Annotated in this window: 15 protein-coding genes; 11 read left to right on the top strand and 4 right to left on the bottom strand. The window is 68.0% G+C overall.

The window, feature by feature from the left end; translation table 11 throughout:
* The first annotated feature begins 27 nt into the window (after positions 1-27).
* The 11 genes from AC1D2O_RS06215 to AC1D2O_RS06165 all read left to right on the top strand — a co-directional run bounded on the left by AC1D2O_RS06215 (position 28) and on the right by AC1D2O_RS06165 (position 10,845).
* Positions 28-1,266, top strand: a complete 1,239-nt coding sequence (locus AC1D2O_RS06215) for a thiamine pyrophosphate-dependent enzyme (RefSeq protein WP_478156513.1) — start codon at positions 28-30, stop codon at positions 1,264-1,266.
* A gap of 89 nt (positions 1,267-1,355) precedes the next feature.
* On the top strand, positions 1,356-2,369 hold the full coding sequence (locus AC1D2O_RS06210; RefSeq protein WP_478094656.1) for an alpha-ketoacid dehydrogenase subunit beta: 1,014 nt from the start codon (positions 1,356-1,358) through the stop codon (positions 2,367-2,369).
* Position 2,370: 1 nt separating this feature from the next.
* Complete coding sequence (locus AC1D2O_RS06205) at positions 2,371-3,633, top strand: dihydrolipoamide acetyltransferase family protein (RefSeq protein WP_478156511.1); 1,263 nt, start codon at positions 2,371-2,373, stop codon at positions 3,631-3,633.
* Between the two features lie 157 nt (positions 3,634-3,790).
* On the top strand, positions 3,791-4,153 hold the full coding sequence (locus AC1D2O_RS06200) for a hypothetical protein (protein WP_478087053.1): 363 nt from the start codon (positions 3,791-3,793) through the stop codon (positions 4,151-4,153).
* A gap of 152 nt (positions 4,154-4,305) precedes the next feature.
* Positions 4,306-5,781 (top strand): hypothetical protein, encoded by a 1,476-nt coding sequence (locus tag AC1D2O_RS06195; RefSeq protein WP_478087051.1) that lies wholly within the window; start codon positions 4,306-4,308, stop codon positions 5,779-5,781.
* 67 nt (positions 5,782-5,848) lie between these two features.
* A complete protein-coding gene (locus AC1D2O_RS06190) occupies positions 5,849-6,454 on the top strand; it encodes an RNA polymerase sigma factor (protein ID WP_478087049.1) in 606 nt (201 codons plus the stop codon).
* A gap of 29 nt (positions 6,455-6,483) precedes the next feature.
* Complete coding sequence (locus AC1D2O_RS06185) at positions 6,484-7,113, top strand: zf-HC2 domain-containing protein (protein WP_478087047.1); 630 nt, start codon at positions 6,484-6,486, stop codon at positions 7,111-7,113.
* Positions 7,110-8,351, top strand: a complete 1,242-nt coding sequence (locus AC1D2O_RS06180; RefSeq protein WP_478087045.1) for a S8 family peptidase — start codon at positions 7,110-7,112, stop codon at positions 8,349-8,351. The genes AC1D2O_RS06185 and AC1D2O_RS06180 overlap by 4 nt, the downstream gene beginning before the upstream one ends.
* Before the next feature lies 1 nt (position 8,352).
* Positions 8,353-9,048 carry a TorF family putative porin gene (locus AC1D2O_RS06175; protein ID WP_478087043.1) on the top strand — a complete coding sequence of 232 codons (696 nt, stop codon included), beginning with the start codon at positions 8,353-8,355 and terminating at the stop codon, positions 9,046-9,048.
* Positions 9,049-9,059: 11 nt separating this feature from the next.
* Positions 9,060-10,283 carry a TIGR03118 family protein gene (locus AC1D2O_RS06170; RefSeq protein WP_478156509.1) on the top strand — a complete coding sequence of 408 codons (1,224 nt, stop codon included), beginning with the start codon at positions 9,060-9,062 and terminating at the stop codon, positions 10,281-10,283.
* 10 nt (positions 10,284-10,293) lie between these two features.
* The gene (locus AC1D2O_RS06165; RefSeq protein WP_478087040.1) at positions 10,294-10,845 is read left to right on the top strand and encodes a tetratricopeptide repeat protein; all 552 of its coding nucleotides are present in this window, start codon (positions 10,294-10,296) and stop codon (positions 10,843-10,845) included.
* Between the two features lie 185 nt (positions 10,846-11,030).
* Here the strand turns inward: AC1D2O_RS06165 and AC1D2O_RS06160 are convergent, their stop codons facing one another.
* Genes AC1D2O_RS06160 through AC1D2O_RS06145 form a run of 4 tightly spaced genes read right to left on the bottom strand, consistent with a single transcriptional unit; the run spans position 11,031 to position 15,125 of the window.
* Positions 11,031-11,714 (bottom strand): DUF2894 domain-containing protein, encoded by a 684-nt coding sequence (locus AC1D2O_RS06160; protein ID WP_478087039.1) that lies wholly within the window; start codon positions 11,712-11,714, stop codon positions 11,031-11,033.
* On the bottom strand, positions 11,711-12,352 hold the full coding sequence (locus AC1D2O_RS06155; RefSeq protein WP_478087037.1) for an OmpA family protein: 642 nt from the start codon (positions 12,350-12,352) through the stop codon (positions 11,711-11,713). Before AC1D2O_RS06155 ends, AC1D2O_RS06160 begins: the two co-directional genes overlap by 4 nt.
* Positions 12,352-14,442, bottom strand: coding sequence for a DUF802 domain-containing protein (locus tag AC1D2O_RS06150; RefSeq protein ID WP_478087036.1), 2,091 nt, complete (start codon positions 14,440-14,442; stop codon positions 12,352-12,354). The genes AC1D2O_RS06155 and AC1D2O_RS06150 overlap by 1 nt, the downstream gene beginning before the upstream one ends.
* A complete protein-coding gene (locus tag AC1D2O_RS06145; protein ID WP_478087061.1) occupies positions 14,439-15,125 on the bottom strand; it encodes a DUF3348 domain-containing protein in 687 nt (228 codons plus the stop codon). The genes AC1D2O_RS06150 and AC1D2O_RS06145 overlap by 4 nt, the downstream gene beginning before the upstream one ends.
* Positions 15,126-15,282: the final 157 nt, after the last annotated feature.

Here is a 15,282-nt window from a genome sequence, read left to right as displayed (position 1 = left end):
CGACATGCTCGCGTCGAGAGAACGAGGATGAACTCGCCGCAACCTCTGCGCTTGTACGTGCCCGAGCCGACCGGGCGACCGGGTCACGAGACCGACTTCTCCTACCTGCACCTGTCGCCTGCCGGCGCCGTGCGCAAGCCGGCCCTCGACGCTTCGCCTGTCGACACGGCCGACCTGGCTTTCACGCTGGTGCGCGTGCTCGACGAGGACGGCCGCGCGGTCGGCCCGTGGGCGCCGCAGCCCGATGTGCCGCTGTTCCAGCGCGGCCTGCGCGCGATGATGAAGACCCGAGCCTTCGACGCGAAGATGCTGATTGCGCAGCGGCAGAAGAAGATCTCTTTCTACATTCAATGCCTGGGCGAGGAGGCCGTAGCGACCGCCCATGCGTTCGCCATCCAGCCGGGCGACATGTGCTTTCCGACCTACCGCCAGCAGGGCCTGCTGCTGGCGCGTGACGACATTCCATTGGCGGAACTGATCTGCCAGTTGATGAGCAACGAACGCGATCCGATGAAAGGGCGCCAGCTGCCGGTGATGTATTCGTACCGGCGCGCCGGCTTCTTCTCGATCAGCGGCAACCTGGCCACGCAGTTCATCCAGGCGGTCGGATGGGGCATGGCTTCGGCGATCAAGGGCGACACGAAGATCGCGTCGGCGTGGATCGGCGACGGGGCCACCGCCGAATCCGACTTCCACACGGCGCTGACCTTCGCGCATGTCTATCGCGCGCCCGTGATCCTCAACGTCGTCAACAACCAGTGGGCGATCTCGACCTTCCAGGCCATCGCCGGTGGCGAGGCGACGACTTTCGCCGCGCGCGGCGTCGGCTGCGGCATCGCATCGTTGCGCGTCGATGGCAACGACTTTCTTGCGGTGCTCGCCGCGTCGCGCTGGGCCGCCGAGCGGGCGCGCAGCAATCTCGGGCCCACGCTGATCGAATGGGTCACCTACCGCGCCGGCGCGCACTCGACGTCGGACGACCCTTCGCGCTATCGGCCTGCCGACGACTGGCAGCATTTCCCGCTCGGCGACCCGATCGCGCGGCTGAAGCAGCATCTGGTGGGCCTGGGCGCCTGGTCCGACGAAGCGCATGAGCGCGCGCAAGAGCAGCTCGAGGCCGAGGTGGCCGCTGCACTGAAGGAGGCCGAACGCCACGGCGGTACGCTGATCGACGGCCATGTCCCGCCGCTCGAGTCGATGTTCGAGGACGTCTACAAGGACATGCCGGCGCACCTGCAAGCGCAGTTGCGGCAGGCGCGCGGCTGACATGCTCTGCCCCCACGCTCATCACTTCGTGTATCGCTGCCCCCCGAGGGGGCGCTCAGTGCCCTTCGGGCGGCCGGGCGGGCACTGACATGGCCCGCATGACGATGGTCCAGGCCCTGCGCTCGGCGATGGACGTGATGCTCGAGCGCGACCCGAACGTCGTGATCTATGGCCAGGATGTCGGCTACTTCGGCGGCGTGTTCCGATGCACCGAAGGGCTGCAGGCGAAACACGGCCGCTCGCGCGTCTTCGATGCCCCGATCTCCGAGGGTGGCATCGTCGGCTCGGCGATCGGCATGGCGGCCTATGGACTGCGTCCGGTGGTCGAGGTGCAGTTCGCCGACTACTTCTACCCGGCCTCGGACCAGATCGTCTCGGAGGCGGCGCGGCTGCGCTACCGCTCGGCCGGCGACTTCAACGCACCGATCACGATCCGCATGCCCTGCGGCGGCGGCATCTACGGCGGGCAGACGCACAGCCAGAGCCCGGAGGCGCTGTTCACGCATGTCTGCGGCCTGCGCACCGTGATGCCCAGCAATCCCTACGATGCCAAGGGCCTGCTGATCGCATCGATCGAGAACGACGACCCGGTGATCTTTCTCGAGCCCAAGCGGCTGTACAACGGCCCGTTCGACGGCCACCACGACCGACCGGTGGTGCCCTGGTCGCAGCATGCCTTGGGCGAGGTGCCCGAAGGGCACTACACGGTGCCTCTGGACACGGCCGCGGTGTTCCGCGGCGGCGCCGATCTGACGGTGCTGGCCTACGGCACGATGGTGTTCGTGTCGGAAGCGGCTGCGGCCGAAAGCGGCGTCGATGCCGAGATCATCGATCTGCGCAGCCTCTGGCCGCTGGACCTGGCTGCGATCGTCGCCTCGGTCAGGAAGACCGGCCGTTGTGTCGTGGCCCATGAGGCGACGCGCACCAGCGGCTTCGGCGCGGAACTCGTGGCGCTGGTGCAAGAGCATTGCTTCTATCACCTGGAGGCACCCATCGAACGCGTGACCGGCTGGGATACGCCGTATCCGCATGCGCTTGAATGGGCCTATTTCCCGGGCCCGGCGCGGGTGGCTGCAGCGTTCAGGCGCGCGATGGAGGCATGACGTGTCCGGCAGCATCCATGTGATCAAGGTGCCCGACGTGGGCGAGGGCACCGCAGAGGTCGAACTCGTGGCCTGGCACGTGCAGCCCGGCGACGCGGTGGTCGAAGACCAGGGGCTGGCCGACGTGATGACCGACAAGGCCATCGTCGAGATTCCGTCGCCGGTCGCGGGCCGGGTGCTTGCGCTGGGCGGAGAGGTCGGACAGACACTGGCGGTCGGCGCCGAGCTGATTCGCATCGAGCGGGCCGGCGCTGCCGGGGCGCCCGTGGCTGCGCCTGCGCGAGCCACCCCGCCACCTCCGCCCGCAGCGAAGCCCGCTGCAATGCCGCCGGCGCCAGCGACGGCGCAGCCACAGCCGGCGTCGCCGTCCGCGGGAGCCGCTGCGGACCGCCCGATCGCCTCGCCGGCGGTGCGCAGGCGCGCCTGGGAACTCGGCGTCGACCTGAAGGACGTCGCGGCCAGCGGCACCGCCGGCCGCATCGTGCACGCCGACCTCGAAGCGCACGTCGCCGCGCATGGCGCGCGGCCGCCGGACCGTGCGCCCGCCACGGGCAACGCCGAACGCAACGACCTGCAGGCGGTGCCCGTCATCGGCCTGCGCCGCCGCATCGCATTGCAGATGCAGGAATCGAAGCGTCGCATTCCGCATTTCAGCTACGTCGAGGAGGTCGACGTCACCGAGATCGAGACCCTGCGCGCAGCGCTCAACACGAAATGGAGCGCCGAGCGGGGGCACCTGACCTTGCTGCCCCTGCTCATGCGCGCGACGGTGCTGGCGGTGCGCGAGTTCCCGCAGGTCAACGCCCTCTTCGACGACGAGGCGGGCGTCGTCACGCGCCACGGCGCGGTCCACATCGGCATCGCCACGCAGACCCGGCACGGCCTGGTCGTGCCGGTCGTGCGGCACGCCGAGGCGCGCGACCTGTGGGCCATGGCCGCCGAAATGGGGCGCCTGGCCGAAGCCGCGCGGGGGGGCCGCGCGACGCGCTCGGAACTGAGCGGCTCGACGATCACCCTCAGCAGCCTCGGCGCGCTCGGCGGCATCGTGTCGACGCCGGTGATCAACCGTCCCGAGGTCGCCATCGTCGCCGTCAACCGGATCGTCGAGCGCCCGGTGTGGCGCGGCGGTGCCGTCGTGTCGCGGCGGTTGATGAACCTGTCGTCATCGTTCGACCACCGGGTGGTCGACGGCATGGACGCTGCGCGGTTCGTGCAGGCGATGCGCACGATGATCGAAGACCCTGCGCTGCTGTTCGTCGAGTAGTGCGCTTCACTTTGGCGGCGGGGTTGGATCGCGCAGGGCCATGGGGTCTTGAACCGATCTTGAGTTTCCGGGAATGAACCGGTCGACCAGCGCCCTCCGAACAGGAATTGGGCGACGTCGTTTTTTTGAGCCATCCACGAGGAGAACGAGGCATGGCATGACCCCAGGCGCATTCGTCGGAGCGGTTCTCGTCGTGCTTGCCACGATGATGCCTGCGCATGCCCGCACCGAAGCCATGGGCGGGGGGCCGTCCCACCGTGGCGTGTCACGCCCACCGGTCGCGAGCAACGCGCTGTCTTCCGACGAGGGTTCGAGCAGCGTGAAGACCGACGCTGCGGCCAGCCCTGGAGGGGCGATCTACACCCCTTTCGTGGAGGGGTCCGAATCCAGCAGCCCGCATGCCGCCGCGACGCCATCCTCGAAGGCCGAGGCCCCGGACTTGAGCCTCACGGTCGTCGCGGCGCTCGCTGGCGTCGCCGTGTTCGGGTACATCCTGCGTCGCGCCATGGATGCCCATTGAGGGCTCCGTCGCTACCGCACGCGCCAATCGAATGCCCCGCCTTTGCCGACCTGCCTCCATGGGTATTGAACCGATCGTCCGTTGCCGGGAATGAACCTGTCCGGTCGGCAAGCGCCGTCCGGGTCCGTGTTTCAACCCGCTTGGAGGTCACCATGAACATCCCACGGTTGTCGACCGCCCGTCAGTTTCGCATCGGTCGCGCTGCCGGCGCCTGCCTTGCCGTCGCCTGCGGCGTCGGCTTCGGGGGCGTCGAGGCCGCCGCAGCGTCGAACCAGCCACCGCCGCCGTGCCATCCGAACCCGCATGCCAAGGCCGACAGCGAGATCGTCGAGCATCGCGGGGATGTGCGGCATCTGCCGGATCCATTGAAGGATCGGTTGGAGGCGCTGGCCGAGCGCCCGCATTCGGCGCTGCCCATCCAGGCGTACGCCGAAGCCGATCAGCCGAGCCAGCTGTTCCAGTACTACGTGCTCGACACGACAGGCTTCGAGCCGAATCCGTTCACGAAGCGGTTCCCGGGTGTGAACGACCAGGTGCAACTGACTGCGACCGGATTCGACTGCGGGCTGTCCACGATCGGTGCCGTGCGGCTGGTGGTGGAGCCCAAGCCGGACCTGCCGACCGACCCGACCGACATACGCGCGTTCATCGACATCTTCACCGACCTCTCGGGTCTGTTCGTCATCAACAACGAAAGCGGCTGGTACGAAGGCTGGATGATCCACGATCTGCGCGTCGCGCCCGTGGCTGCGCCGGCGGCCGCCGCCAAGCAGGCGTTCGGCACGATCACGCCGGAGGACGCCGCCGCGCTGAAGGCGATGGGCGATGGCCACAACGTGCCGGGCCAGTTCTTCACGATGGACGGGCGCGATGTGCATCTTCCAGGCGCCGACGACCGGTTTCCGAGCAGGCAGACCAACGTCGTGCCGATCCAATTGAGCATGGGGGCGTACAACTGCCTGCAGCAAAGCGACTGCCATGCCTACTGGGAATTCAACTACACGACGAACTGGGTCCACCCGACCTATGAATTGCCCTTCACCGGCGGCCTGCCGGGCAGCTTCGAGGCAGGCCAGCTCGGTGCACTGGCGTCCATCGTGCCGGGGTCGGGCCCCGCTGGCGTGAAGAACAATCCCGTGACCTACGGCGACAACCCCAACACCCTCGGCGCGCTGACGGGCAGCGGCCCCCGCGACCCTGACAGGTTCGACGGAGAAGCCGATGCACAACGCGAGTACCGGATGCGCTTCATTCCGAGCGGCCTGGCGCACGAGATCTATCTGGACATCTACGAACGGGTCAAGTCCTTCGAGCCGGGTGTGCCGTTCCCGCAGCGCTTGTACGACGCCTATGCGATCGAGGTCCAGCGGGTGGACGCCAATGGCGACGGTGTCATCTCGGCCGTGGAAGGCGACGTCGACACGGCCTCCGATGGCTTCACGGACAACGCGCGGCTGTTCCTTCCGCCGACCTCCTTCAACCGCTTCGCGGTCACGCGCGAGATCAATGACGGGATGCTGGCGCCGCGCTTTGCCCCGAGCCAGAGGGCCTGGGTGTTGAGCGGGAGCCAAAAGGTGGTCCAACCGGCCGTGCCCGCGTCCGAAGGCCGCGATGGTGATGACCGTTGACGTTGCCGCGGCCCACCTCGAGCGCAAGGGAGTAGAGTCTCTGAACACCTCACAGCACGAGCCTTCCATGTCGAGCATGCCCCGCGATGCCGTTCGGACGCAGGATGAGGAGTCGCCGTTGGCCGAACGCGCCGAGGCCCGTCTGGTCGGCCGAACCGCGAACGGCGAGTCGCAAGCGTTCGAGCAGCTGTACCGCGCCTACCACCCGCGACTCACGCGTTTCCTGGGCCGCGTGACGAGGCGGCCCGGTCTCGTCGGAGAACTGCTGAACGACACGATGCTGGTCGTCTGGAACCGGGCCGGAACCTACAACGGCCACTGCAAGGTATCGACCTGGATCTTCGCCATCGCCTACCGCAAGGCCATCCAGGCACTGAGCCGCCTGGACGAGCCCGTGCAGGACGAGCGCGACGACGATCATCCCGCGCCTCTGGAGGCCGGTCCCGAGTACCATGCCGCGCAGTCGCAAATGCGCGCGGTGCTCGCGCAAGCCCTGGACCGCCTCTCGCTCGAGCAGCGTGCGGTGGTCCATCTCACCTACTTCCACGGCATCGGCTGCCGCGAGATCGGCGAAATCATCGGCTGCCCGGTCGACACGGTGAAGACGCGCATGTTCCACGCACGGCGCAGGCTGAAGACATTGCTGTCCGGCCGGCTGGAGGATTGGCTGTGAGCGGGCGGGTGGTGCACCTCGGCACGGACTTGCATCAGAAGGTGCAGGCGCTGTTGCCGTGGTATGTCGGTGAGAGTCTCGGCGCCGAAGACCGCCTCAGCGTCGAAGCCCACATCGCAGAGTGCCCGCGCTGCCAGGACGAGCTGGCTTGGGAACGAAGGTTTCAGGCCGCCTATGCGGACATCGACGCCCCGGGCGGTGATGTCGACCAGGGATTCGCGCGCTTGCAGGAGCGCATCGCCGGCGCCGTGGTGCAGCGGCGACGCGTTGGCTTCCTGGCGCGGCTGAAGGATCGCTGGCGCGAAAGCCCGGGGTGGACGCGCTGGGCATTGGCGGCGCAGTTCGCTGTGGTCGGGGCGTTGAGTGGCTTGCTGCTCCTGCCGCTCGCTCCCGAACGGGGCTTCCGGGCACTCGGCGGCTCCGCGGCAACACCTGGCGACAGCGGCAACCTGATCGTGAGGTTCCGGCCCGACGCCACCGAACAGGAAATGCGACGTGCGCTGCGTGACAGCGAGGCCCGGCTGGTCTACGGCCCGACCGCCACCGATGCCTATCTGCTGGCCGTGCCGGCTGGCCTCGAAACGGCGGCGGCAAAGCGGCTGCGCCAGGAAAGCTCGGTGTTGCTCGTCGAACCGCTCGACGGTCGGGCTGCGCCATGAAGTTCCTTCTGGTCGCGTGGCTGCTCGCTCTCGCCGCGGTCCAGCCGCTCGCCCGCGCCGCGCCGGCCGATCAGACGGCGGCATCGACTGCCGCCGGCCAACAGGTGCTGCTGTTGTTGCGACTTCCGCCGGAGCACTTTCGACCCGAGAGCGCCTATTCGGGCGGCTATGGCGACGGCCCGGCGCACGGCGCGCGGCGCCGCGTGGCTGCGGCGCTGGCACGCGAACACGGGTTGACGCTGCTCACCGACTGGGCGATGCCGCTGCTGGGGGTGGACTGCTTCGTGTTGGCGGTGCCTGATGACCAACTGCCCGAACGCGTGGCGCAGGCGTTGTCGCGCGACCCGCGCGTCGCCTGGGCCCAGACAATGAACGTCTACCGGACGCGCGGCCACGACGACCCGCTGTACGCGCTGCAGCCGGCGGCGCAGGCCTGGCACCTGTCGGATCTGCATGAGACCTCCACCGGCCGTGACGTGCGCGTCGCCGTCGTCGACAGCGGCGTCGACGCGGACCAACCTGACCTTGTCGGTCAGGTGGCGTTGAAGGAGAACTTTGTCCTCGGCCATCCCGACCTTCCGGAGCACCACGGCACTGCGGTCGCTGGCATCATCGCCGCGCGCGCCGACAACGGCATCGGCATCGTGGGTGTGGCTCCGAACGCCCGCCTGCTGGCGCTGCGCGCCTGCTGGCAAGAGAGCAGCCAAGCGACCCTGTGCACGAGCCTGAGCCTTGCCATGGCGCTGCACTTCGCCATCACGCATGAGGCGGACATCATCAACCTGAGCCTCGGCGGCCCGCCCGATCGCCTGCTGGGCCGGCTGCTGGACGTGGCGCTGTCGCGCCGCATCAGCGTCATCGGCGCCGTCGATCGAAGCCTGCCGGACGGCGGGTTTCCGGCCTCACATGCCGGAGTCGTGGCCGTCGCCGACGACTCCGGCGGTCCGGCCTTCCTGGGTGTCCTGGTCGCGCCGGGGCGAGATGTGCCGACCACGCTGCCCGGTGCCCGCTGGGACCTCGTATCGGGCTCGTCCTTTGCCGCAGCCCACGTGGCGGGGCTGTTCGCCTTGATGCGCGAGCGGTCGCCTGCGCACGCGGTGCCGCCCTCCATCGCCAGCGTCGTATCTTTTCCCGGCGGAAGAATCGACGCTTGTGCCACACTGACCCGCGTCGCAGGCTCTGGTGCCTGCGTCCGCACCGTGACGCGCTCCACGACACCCCTCAACGTTCGTCAGTGACATGCTGACCGCCGGTCTGCGTGCCGCGCTCTGCACCTCGCTATTCCTTGCCTGCGGCGTCGCGTCCGCACAGACCGGCGGGAGCGTCGCGTTCTTTTCGAACTATCTCTACCGCGGCGTTTCCCTCAGCGACGAACGGCCCACGCTCAGCCTGAGCGTCACCCACGACGATCCGAACGGCTGGTTCGGCGGCGCATCGCTCACGGGCGTGACGCTGGGTCCGGACCTCCGGCGGCAGCTGCAGGTGCTCGGCTACGCCGGGTATGCGGGCCGGCTTTCGGATCGCCTCGGCTGGGAAGCGGGTGCCACCGCCGTTCACTTCGGCGCTGACTCGCGGTACGACTACGTCGAGGCGTTCACGGGCCTGAGCGGCGAGCGGTGGAACATGCGGCTGCACTACGCACCGGACTATTTCGGCAGCGGCGCACGCACTGCCTATGGCGAATTCAACGCCGGTCTGCCGCTCTCGCCAATGACGCGCGCGACGGCCCACGTGGGCGCCCTGATGCGGGTCGGCGGGATTTCCACCGAAGGCGGACGCCTGACCCTCGATGGGAGCCTTGGGCTGGCCGTCGCGCGCGACGCGTGGGAAGTGCGACTCGACTGGATCGCCGGCGGCCGCAGCGCGGTCTACCCGACCGCCTATGGGCGCGCGGCCGGTAGCGCGCTGGTACTGAGCGCGTCGCTGGCCTTCTGAATCGCCGGCGAATGAACCTTTTGGCCTCGGCGTGGAATACACCGAGCCCAGCCCGAAAGGAATCGCAAATGAGTACCTATCGCCTGAAGTTGTACGGGCTCGCTTGTGCGAGTGCGCTTGTGTTGGCCGCCTGCGGCGGCGGCGGAAACTCCAACGGCAGCATGGTGGTGCCGGGCGCCGGCACCGGCATGAACACCGGTATGAGCACCGGTATGGCCGCGGCCACCGGCATGAGCTATGTCGCAACCAACCTCGTGTCCGATCTCTCCGGTGCGAACAATCCGTACGGCAGTGCCAGCACGGACCCGCATTTGCTCAAGGGATGGGGCGTGGCCTTCAACCCGACGGGGTTCGTCTGGGTGACGAGCAACGGGACCTCGACCTCGACGCTCTACGACGGCAACGGCACGCCGCAATCGCTGGTGGTGGCGATTCCGCCCGGCGCCGCCGGCAGCGCGATGCCGACCGGCATTGTCTTCAATGGTCATCAGGACTTCATGGTCACGCAAAACGGCAAGTCCGGTGCAAGTGCCTTCATCTTCGCTGGCGAAGCAGGCACGTTGTCGGGCTGGTCGCCCACGGTCGACATGACCCATGCCGTCAAGGTCTTCGACGGCGGGGGCGCGGGGACGGTTTACAAGGGCCTGGCGCTCGCCAGCGCAGGCGCATCGGACGTGCTGTACGCGGCGGATTTTCACCACGCGGCGGTCGACGTGTTCGACTCGAACTTCGCGAAGGTCGGCGTCGCAGGAGGCTTCGTCGATTCGGCATTGCCACCCGGCTACGCGCCATTCGGGCTCCAGGCGATCGGCGGCCTGGTCTACGTCAGTTACGCCAGGCAGGACGCGTCGGCGCGCAATGAGGTCGCAGGCGCCGGCCTGGGCGCCGTCGACGCCTTCGACAGCGCCGGGCACCTCGTCAAACGGCTCGTTCCGGTCGGCAGTGCGCTCAACGCGCCGTGGGGCATGGCCATGGCGCCGGCCAACTTCGGTCCCTTCAGCAACGCATTGCTGGTGGCCAATGCCGGGGACGGGAAGATCAACGCGTTCAACCCGGAGACCGGCGCACTGATGGGTACGCTCTCGATGATGGACGGCAATCCGATCGCGATCGATGGCTTGCGCGGCATCGCGTTCGGAAACGGGATCAACAACCAACCTGCAAACACGCTGTTCTTTGCCGCGGGGCCCGGCGGAGGAAATCACGGTGTCTACGGCCGCATCGATAACCGCTGACACCTTGTCCGTGAAGGAGAAAATCACCATGAAGCGCGCAGTTGCTGTATTCATTTCCGCCATGTCACTGGCCGTCAGTCTTTCCACCCTGGCAGCCGGTGGCGGTGGCGGTGGTGGTGGTGGTGGTGGTGGTGGCGGTGGTGGTGGCGGTGGCGGTGGAACCGGAATGGGCGAAACGGCCAATCCGGATCCCGACTTCAGGGCGGGAATGGCAGCAGTCAGCAAGGAGGACTGGCCGCAAGTCCTGGCGCACATGACCGTCTACACCCTGCGCAGTCCCGGCGACGCTGACGCCTGGAACGAACTCGGCCACGCGCACCGCAAACTGGGCGACATGCAGGCCGCGCTGAGCGACTATGACAGGGCGCTGAGGATCAACCCGAAGCACAAGGGCGCGCACGAGTATCTCGGCGAGGCCTACCTGCAGATGGGCGATCTCGGGCGGGCCGAGCAGGAGTTGAAGGTACTCGATTCGCTCTGCTTTTTTCCGTGCGAGCAGTACACCGACCTGAAAACGGAAATCGCGAAGTACCGGAGCCAACACGCGAAGACGGGACCGTGACGCCCGAGCGGGAGGGCGCTTCGCCGCTGGCGCGAGTCAGACCGTGCTGCTTTCGGAGGCACCCTGTTGCAGGCCACGCCAGGCAACGATTCCGCTCGAAGCCAGCACGGTTTTCCACAACATTTTCCACAGCGGCAGGGGAGAACTCCGCGCCTGAAAGCTCGCCCCGGCATCAGCCGGATCTATCAGCGGGATTTGCCGCGAGCGGTCTTCCTGTGGCTCTCGGCACGCGCCGTGTCAGTCCCCGCCAGGGCGCTGCCGCCATTCGCCTGGTCGAGCCACAACAGGGCGTCGACATAGGACATGAACCGGTTGAGGTACTCCGGCGACAGGTCGCGCATCAACGTGAGTGAGCGATGCACGAGGTGGTGCGAGTTGAGAGGCCCGGCATTCTGCGGCATCTTCGCGAGTGACTGCGTCAGCCGTCGATCGGCACTGAGCTTCGACCAGGTGCTTCTGAAGTACCTGAGCGTCTTCAGCTCGGCAGGGGAGGAGAGACCGGGCGCAGCGTCGCGTGCCGCCGCGCCGTCCCCGTGGGACGACGGATGCCGGCCGACGTGGTCGACGAGCTCCGCGAGCGGCCCGCGACGCGACGGGCCTTGCACCGTGGTGGTCTCGTCTTCCGTGCACCTCGCCCTTTCGAGATCCTCGCCATACGCCGCCAGCAGCCTGGCCAGCTTGTCGTCCAGGATGCGTCGCGCGGCGCCATGGTGGGTGGCCGCCCGTTGGGCCAGCGCCTCGATGAAGCGAAGGCGGACGGGATCGAAGCGATGATCGCCGCGCTGGCGCCAGGCGTCGATCATCGCGCCCGGATCCATGTTCAGGACCGTCGGCGCCGCGCCGCTTCCACCTGCCTCGCCGCTGCTCACGGGGCGACAAGCTTGTTCGACGGTCGCGGCGTCGGCGCCATTTCCACGCGCCGGTTCTTCGAACGTCCGTCGGCATCGGCATTCGACGCCACCGCCTGCTCGGAACCGAAGGCTGCGGCAAAGACCGAGGCCGATGGGACGCCTTCCTCGATCAAAGTCCGGGTCACCGTCAAGGCCCGCTGGGCCGACAGCTCCCAGTTGTCGGCGAATCGACGGTTGCCGTCGCGCACCTGCCGATCGTCGGTGAAGCCGCTCACCATCAGGATCTCGTTGCGGGCCTGGAGGTAGGCGGCCAGCGGTGCGGTCAGGCTCTTCAGCAGTTGCCGGCCATCGGGCTGCAATTCGGCGGAGTTGACGGAAAACAGCACGCTGCCGCTGATGCCGATGCGCCCGTTGTTCAGCGTCACCCGGCCCGCCGCCAGGGGCCCGGCCAGGGCTTGCTCGAGCGCCTGCAGCCGTTGCGCCTCCACCTGCCGCTGCTTGACTTCGGCTTCCAACCGGGTCGCGAGTTCCAGTTGCATGCCGATCACGCACACCAGGATCAGCACGAAGGCCCCCAGCAGCCCCGACATCAGGTCGCCGAAGACGGCCCAGACCGGCACTGTCGGCTCCAGGCCGGCGTCCATGTCCTCGGTCATCACGCTTCGCTGCCCACGGCTGCCCGGCTGCTGGCGAGCTGCTGCAGATCCTCGACGATCTGCTTTTGCGACATGATGCTCAGGTCGATGACTTCTCTCGCCTGCGTCACGTAGTAGTCCAGTTGCTCGTCGCTGCGTGCGATGGACTTGCTGAGCGCGCCCTCGATGCGCTGCAGATGGGTCACCAGCTTGTCGTTCGACTGACTGAACAGCTGCACGCCGAAGCCGAACGCTTCGCCCAGGCTCGCCACTTCGACGGCGCTGCCGGTGATCTGTGCGGCGACCTCGGCCATCTTCCCGGATTCCGCGTCGACCTTCTGCGTGAACCGCGTGCCGACACGGTCCAGCAGATCCGCCGACGCGGCGACCAGCGCATCGATCGCGGCGCGCTGTTCGGTGGAGGCATGGTTCACGGCGCCGAGCAGGGTTTCGAGGGTTTCCAGGATGCGGCTGCGTTCCTCCAGCATCGCGTTGTCGCGGGCCATGCTGTCAGACAGCTTCTGGCGCAATTCGGCGATCACTTCGGCTGCGGCGCGGGGGGCTTCCGAGGCGGTTTGCATGAGCTGAGCGATCTCGGCGATCGTATTCTTGGCGTGCGCTGCCGCCTGGGCGGAAATGCCGGTGGCGGTCTCCGCCAGCGTGTGGCAGATCTGCTGCTGCTGGCGCTCGGTGCGCGCGCCCGCCTGCTGCCATTCCTGCTGGAGCGACACGGCCATCGTCTCGAGTGCCTGGGTCCAGGCCGCCAGCCGCTGCTGGTCTTGCGACGCCATCTCGATCTGCAGGTCTGCATGCGCCTGGTCCACCGTGCGCAGCAGCGAAGCCGAGTGCTGCTCGAAGGTCGCCGCCGCCGCCGCCAGCGCGCCCTGTGTGTCCCGCGACAGGTTCTCGCTGACGCGCTCCTGCTGCGCCAGGGCGCTGCGCCAGGTGTCCGACACGTTGCCGACCGTGGCTTCCAGCCGGGCGGAGACGTCCCCGATCAGCGATGCCGAGCGTTGCTCGAAGGTTTCGGCGAAGTGGTCGAGCGAGGTGCGCAAGTCCTGGGACTGCGCCTCGCTCGCGCGCTGGTGCCCGACGAGCGCGGTCTTCCAGAGGTCCGCCACGGTGGTCGTGGTCGCCTCGAAGCGGGTCGACAGTCCGTCCAGCTGCCGCTGCACGCTGTGCTCGACGGTGTCGTGCAGCGAGGCCGCTTCGCGCGCGATCCCGGCCATCGTGGCTTCGACGACCGGTTGGATCGTCGCGCCGGCAGCGCGGGCACTCTCGGTCAGGCTGTCCTGCAAGGATCGGCCGACGGAGGAGGCCAGGCCTGCATACACGGCCTCGGCCTTGCTGTGGAAGCTGTCCTGGCCGGAGATCAGGCGCTCGTTCAACGCCTGGCCCTGCCGTTCCATCGTCGCCATCATGGCCTGCAGCCGATCGACCAGTTCGGGCAACGCCTGGCCCTGCCGCTGTAGCAGCTTGAAGGACTCCTCGCGCTGATGGGCCAGCGAGAAGACGCGCAGGGTGGTCGCGATCCGCGTGTCGAGCAGTTGCGCCGTCTGCAGTCTGTCGCGCCGGCACAAGGCGGAGACGAGGCCGAGCATGGCGGATGCGGCCACGCCCGCGAGCGAGGTGCCGAAGGCCAGCCCCAGTCCCTTGACCGGGGCGGCCAGGGAGGAGCGGATGGCCTGCAGGTCCGACGCACTGTCCAGCGCAGTGCCGGTGCCGTTCAGGGTCACCACCATGCCGAGGAAGGTGCCCAGCATCCCCAGCAGCACCAGCAGCCCTGTCAGGTACGGCGTCAGGGCCGGGCCGGGCAAGCCGACGCGCTCGCCCTCGATGCGCAGGCGCACCGCGTTCTGCAGGGAAGGGTGCAGTTGATCGAGCCAGTGGCCCAGGCTCGGGGGGGGATTCGGCATGTCCGCCACGGCGCGTGCCAAGGTGGAGGTGGCCTGGTGGAAACGGTGCAGTTCCAGCGCGCCCATCAGGTAGAAGGCGCCGATCAGCACCGTGATCGCCAGTGCCAGCGGGTTCGTGCCGATGTACCCGACGCCGACCCAGCACACGGCGGCCAGGCCCACGAAGAATGCGGCGTGATGAAGAAATCTGGTCATGGGGACTTTGGTTGGCTCGTTCGAAGGGCTTCGAGCAGCCCTTCGACCGGTTGAAATCGAATATCCAGTTCGGCGAGCAGCACGCCTTGCATGTCCTTGGCGAAGACGTCCAGCCACTTGCCGGGCTGGACCTCACCCTCGGGCTCGTCCGGGGACGTCGCCTGATCGGCCCGGCGCAGGCGCGCGAAGCGCTTTTCGAGCAGCGCGGGCACGGTCGACAGCAGGCGCTGCTCGTGCCCACCCAGCACCTGCTCCATGACCGCATCGACGGCTGCAAGCCGGGCCATGGCAGGCGATCCGGCCGCCAGCCTCGAACGCAGACGGCCGCGCAAGGGGCCGATGCCCGCTTCCATCGCCTGTTGCCTGGCGACATAGCGCCGACGGTATTGCGCGAAGTCGGTGGACGTGTCCATGGGGGTGGCGATGGCCTTCACCAACGCGGTTCGCACGCGCGTGCATTCGGCTTCGTCGGCACTTCCGAAAGCCCGTGCGCCGGAGGTCGGAGTTGCCGGACTGCCGTCCAGCGCCGCGGACAGCGAGATGGCGTCGGTCCAACTGAGCCAATGACTCAATCGATCCGCGAAAGCCTGTTTGGATTCCGGAACGTCGGTGTCGGCCAGTCGAGCGAGCAAGCGAATGAGCGCCGAGCCGGTGAGACCTGTGCGCCGTGACACTTGCACCATACTGGGAAAACCGAGCATTTTACATCGGCCGCTCCCCGGGATGGCCTGTGCCCCGCGCGCCGGGTGGGGGCGGGACGTAGACTTGGGCTCGACGACGGGCCGGCGTCGGCCCAGGATCGGCCAAACGACCGGCTACCTCAACTCGACATCGCTCTTC

This window comes from Variovorax sp. P1_G12 (assembly GCF_056405555.1).
This window is presented reverse-complemented; position numbering and strand designations above follow the sequence as displayed.

Coding starts and splice junctions, on each gene's coding strand:
- AC1D2O_RS06180 (WP_478087045.1), top strand. CDS start 7,110: ATGAAGTTCCTTCTGGTCGCGTGGCTGCTCGCTCTCGCCGCGGTCCAG.
- AC1D2O_RS06200 (WP_478087053.1), top strand. CDS start 3,791: ATGACCCCAGGCGCATTCGTCGGAGCGGTTCTCGTCGTGCTTGCCACG.
- AC1D2O_RS06195 (WP_478087051.1), top strand. CDS start 4,306: ATGAACATCCCACGGTTGTCGACCGCCCGTCAGTTTCGCATCGGTCGC.
- AC1D2O_RS06150 (WP_478087036.1), bottom strand. CDS start 14,442: ATGACCAGATTTCTTCATCACGCCGCATTCTTCGTGGGCCTGGCCGCC.
- AC1D2O_RS06215 (WP_478156513.1), top strand. CDS start 28: ATGAACTCGCCGCAACCTCTGCGCTTGTACGTGCCCGAGCCGACCGGG.
- AC1D2O_RS06170 (WP_478156509.1), top strand. CDS start 9,060: ATGAACCTTTTGGCCTCGGCGTGGAATACACCGAGCCCAGCCCGAAAG.
- AC1D2O_RS06175 (WP_478087043.1), top strand. CDS start 8,353: ATGCTGACCGCCGGTCTGCGTGCCGCGCTCTGCACCTCGCTATTCCTT.
- AC1D2O_RS06190 (WP_478087049.1), top strand. CDS start 5,849: ATGTCGAGCATGCCCCGCGATGCCGTTCGGACGCAGGATGAGGAGTCG.
- AC1D2O_RS06145 (WP_478087061.1), bottom strand. CDS start 15,125: ATGGTGCAAGTGTCACGGCGCACAGGTCTCACCGGCTCGGCGCTCATT.
- AC1D2O_RS06210 (WP_478094656.1), top strand. CDS start 1,356: ATGGCCCGCATGACGATGGTCCAGGCCCTGCGCTCGGCGATGGACGTG.
- AC1D2O_RS06155 (WP_478087037.1), bottom strand. CDS start 12,352: ATGACCGAGGACATGGACGCCGGCCTGGAGCCGACAGTGCCGGTCTGG.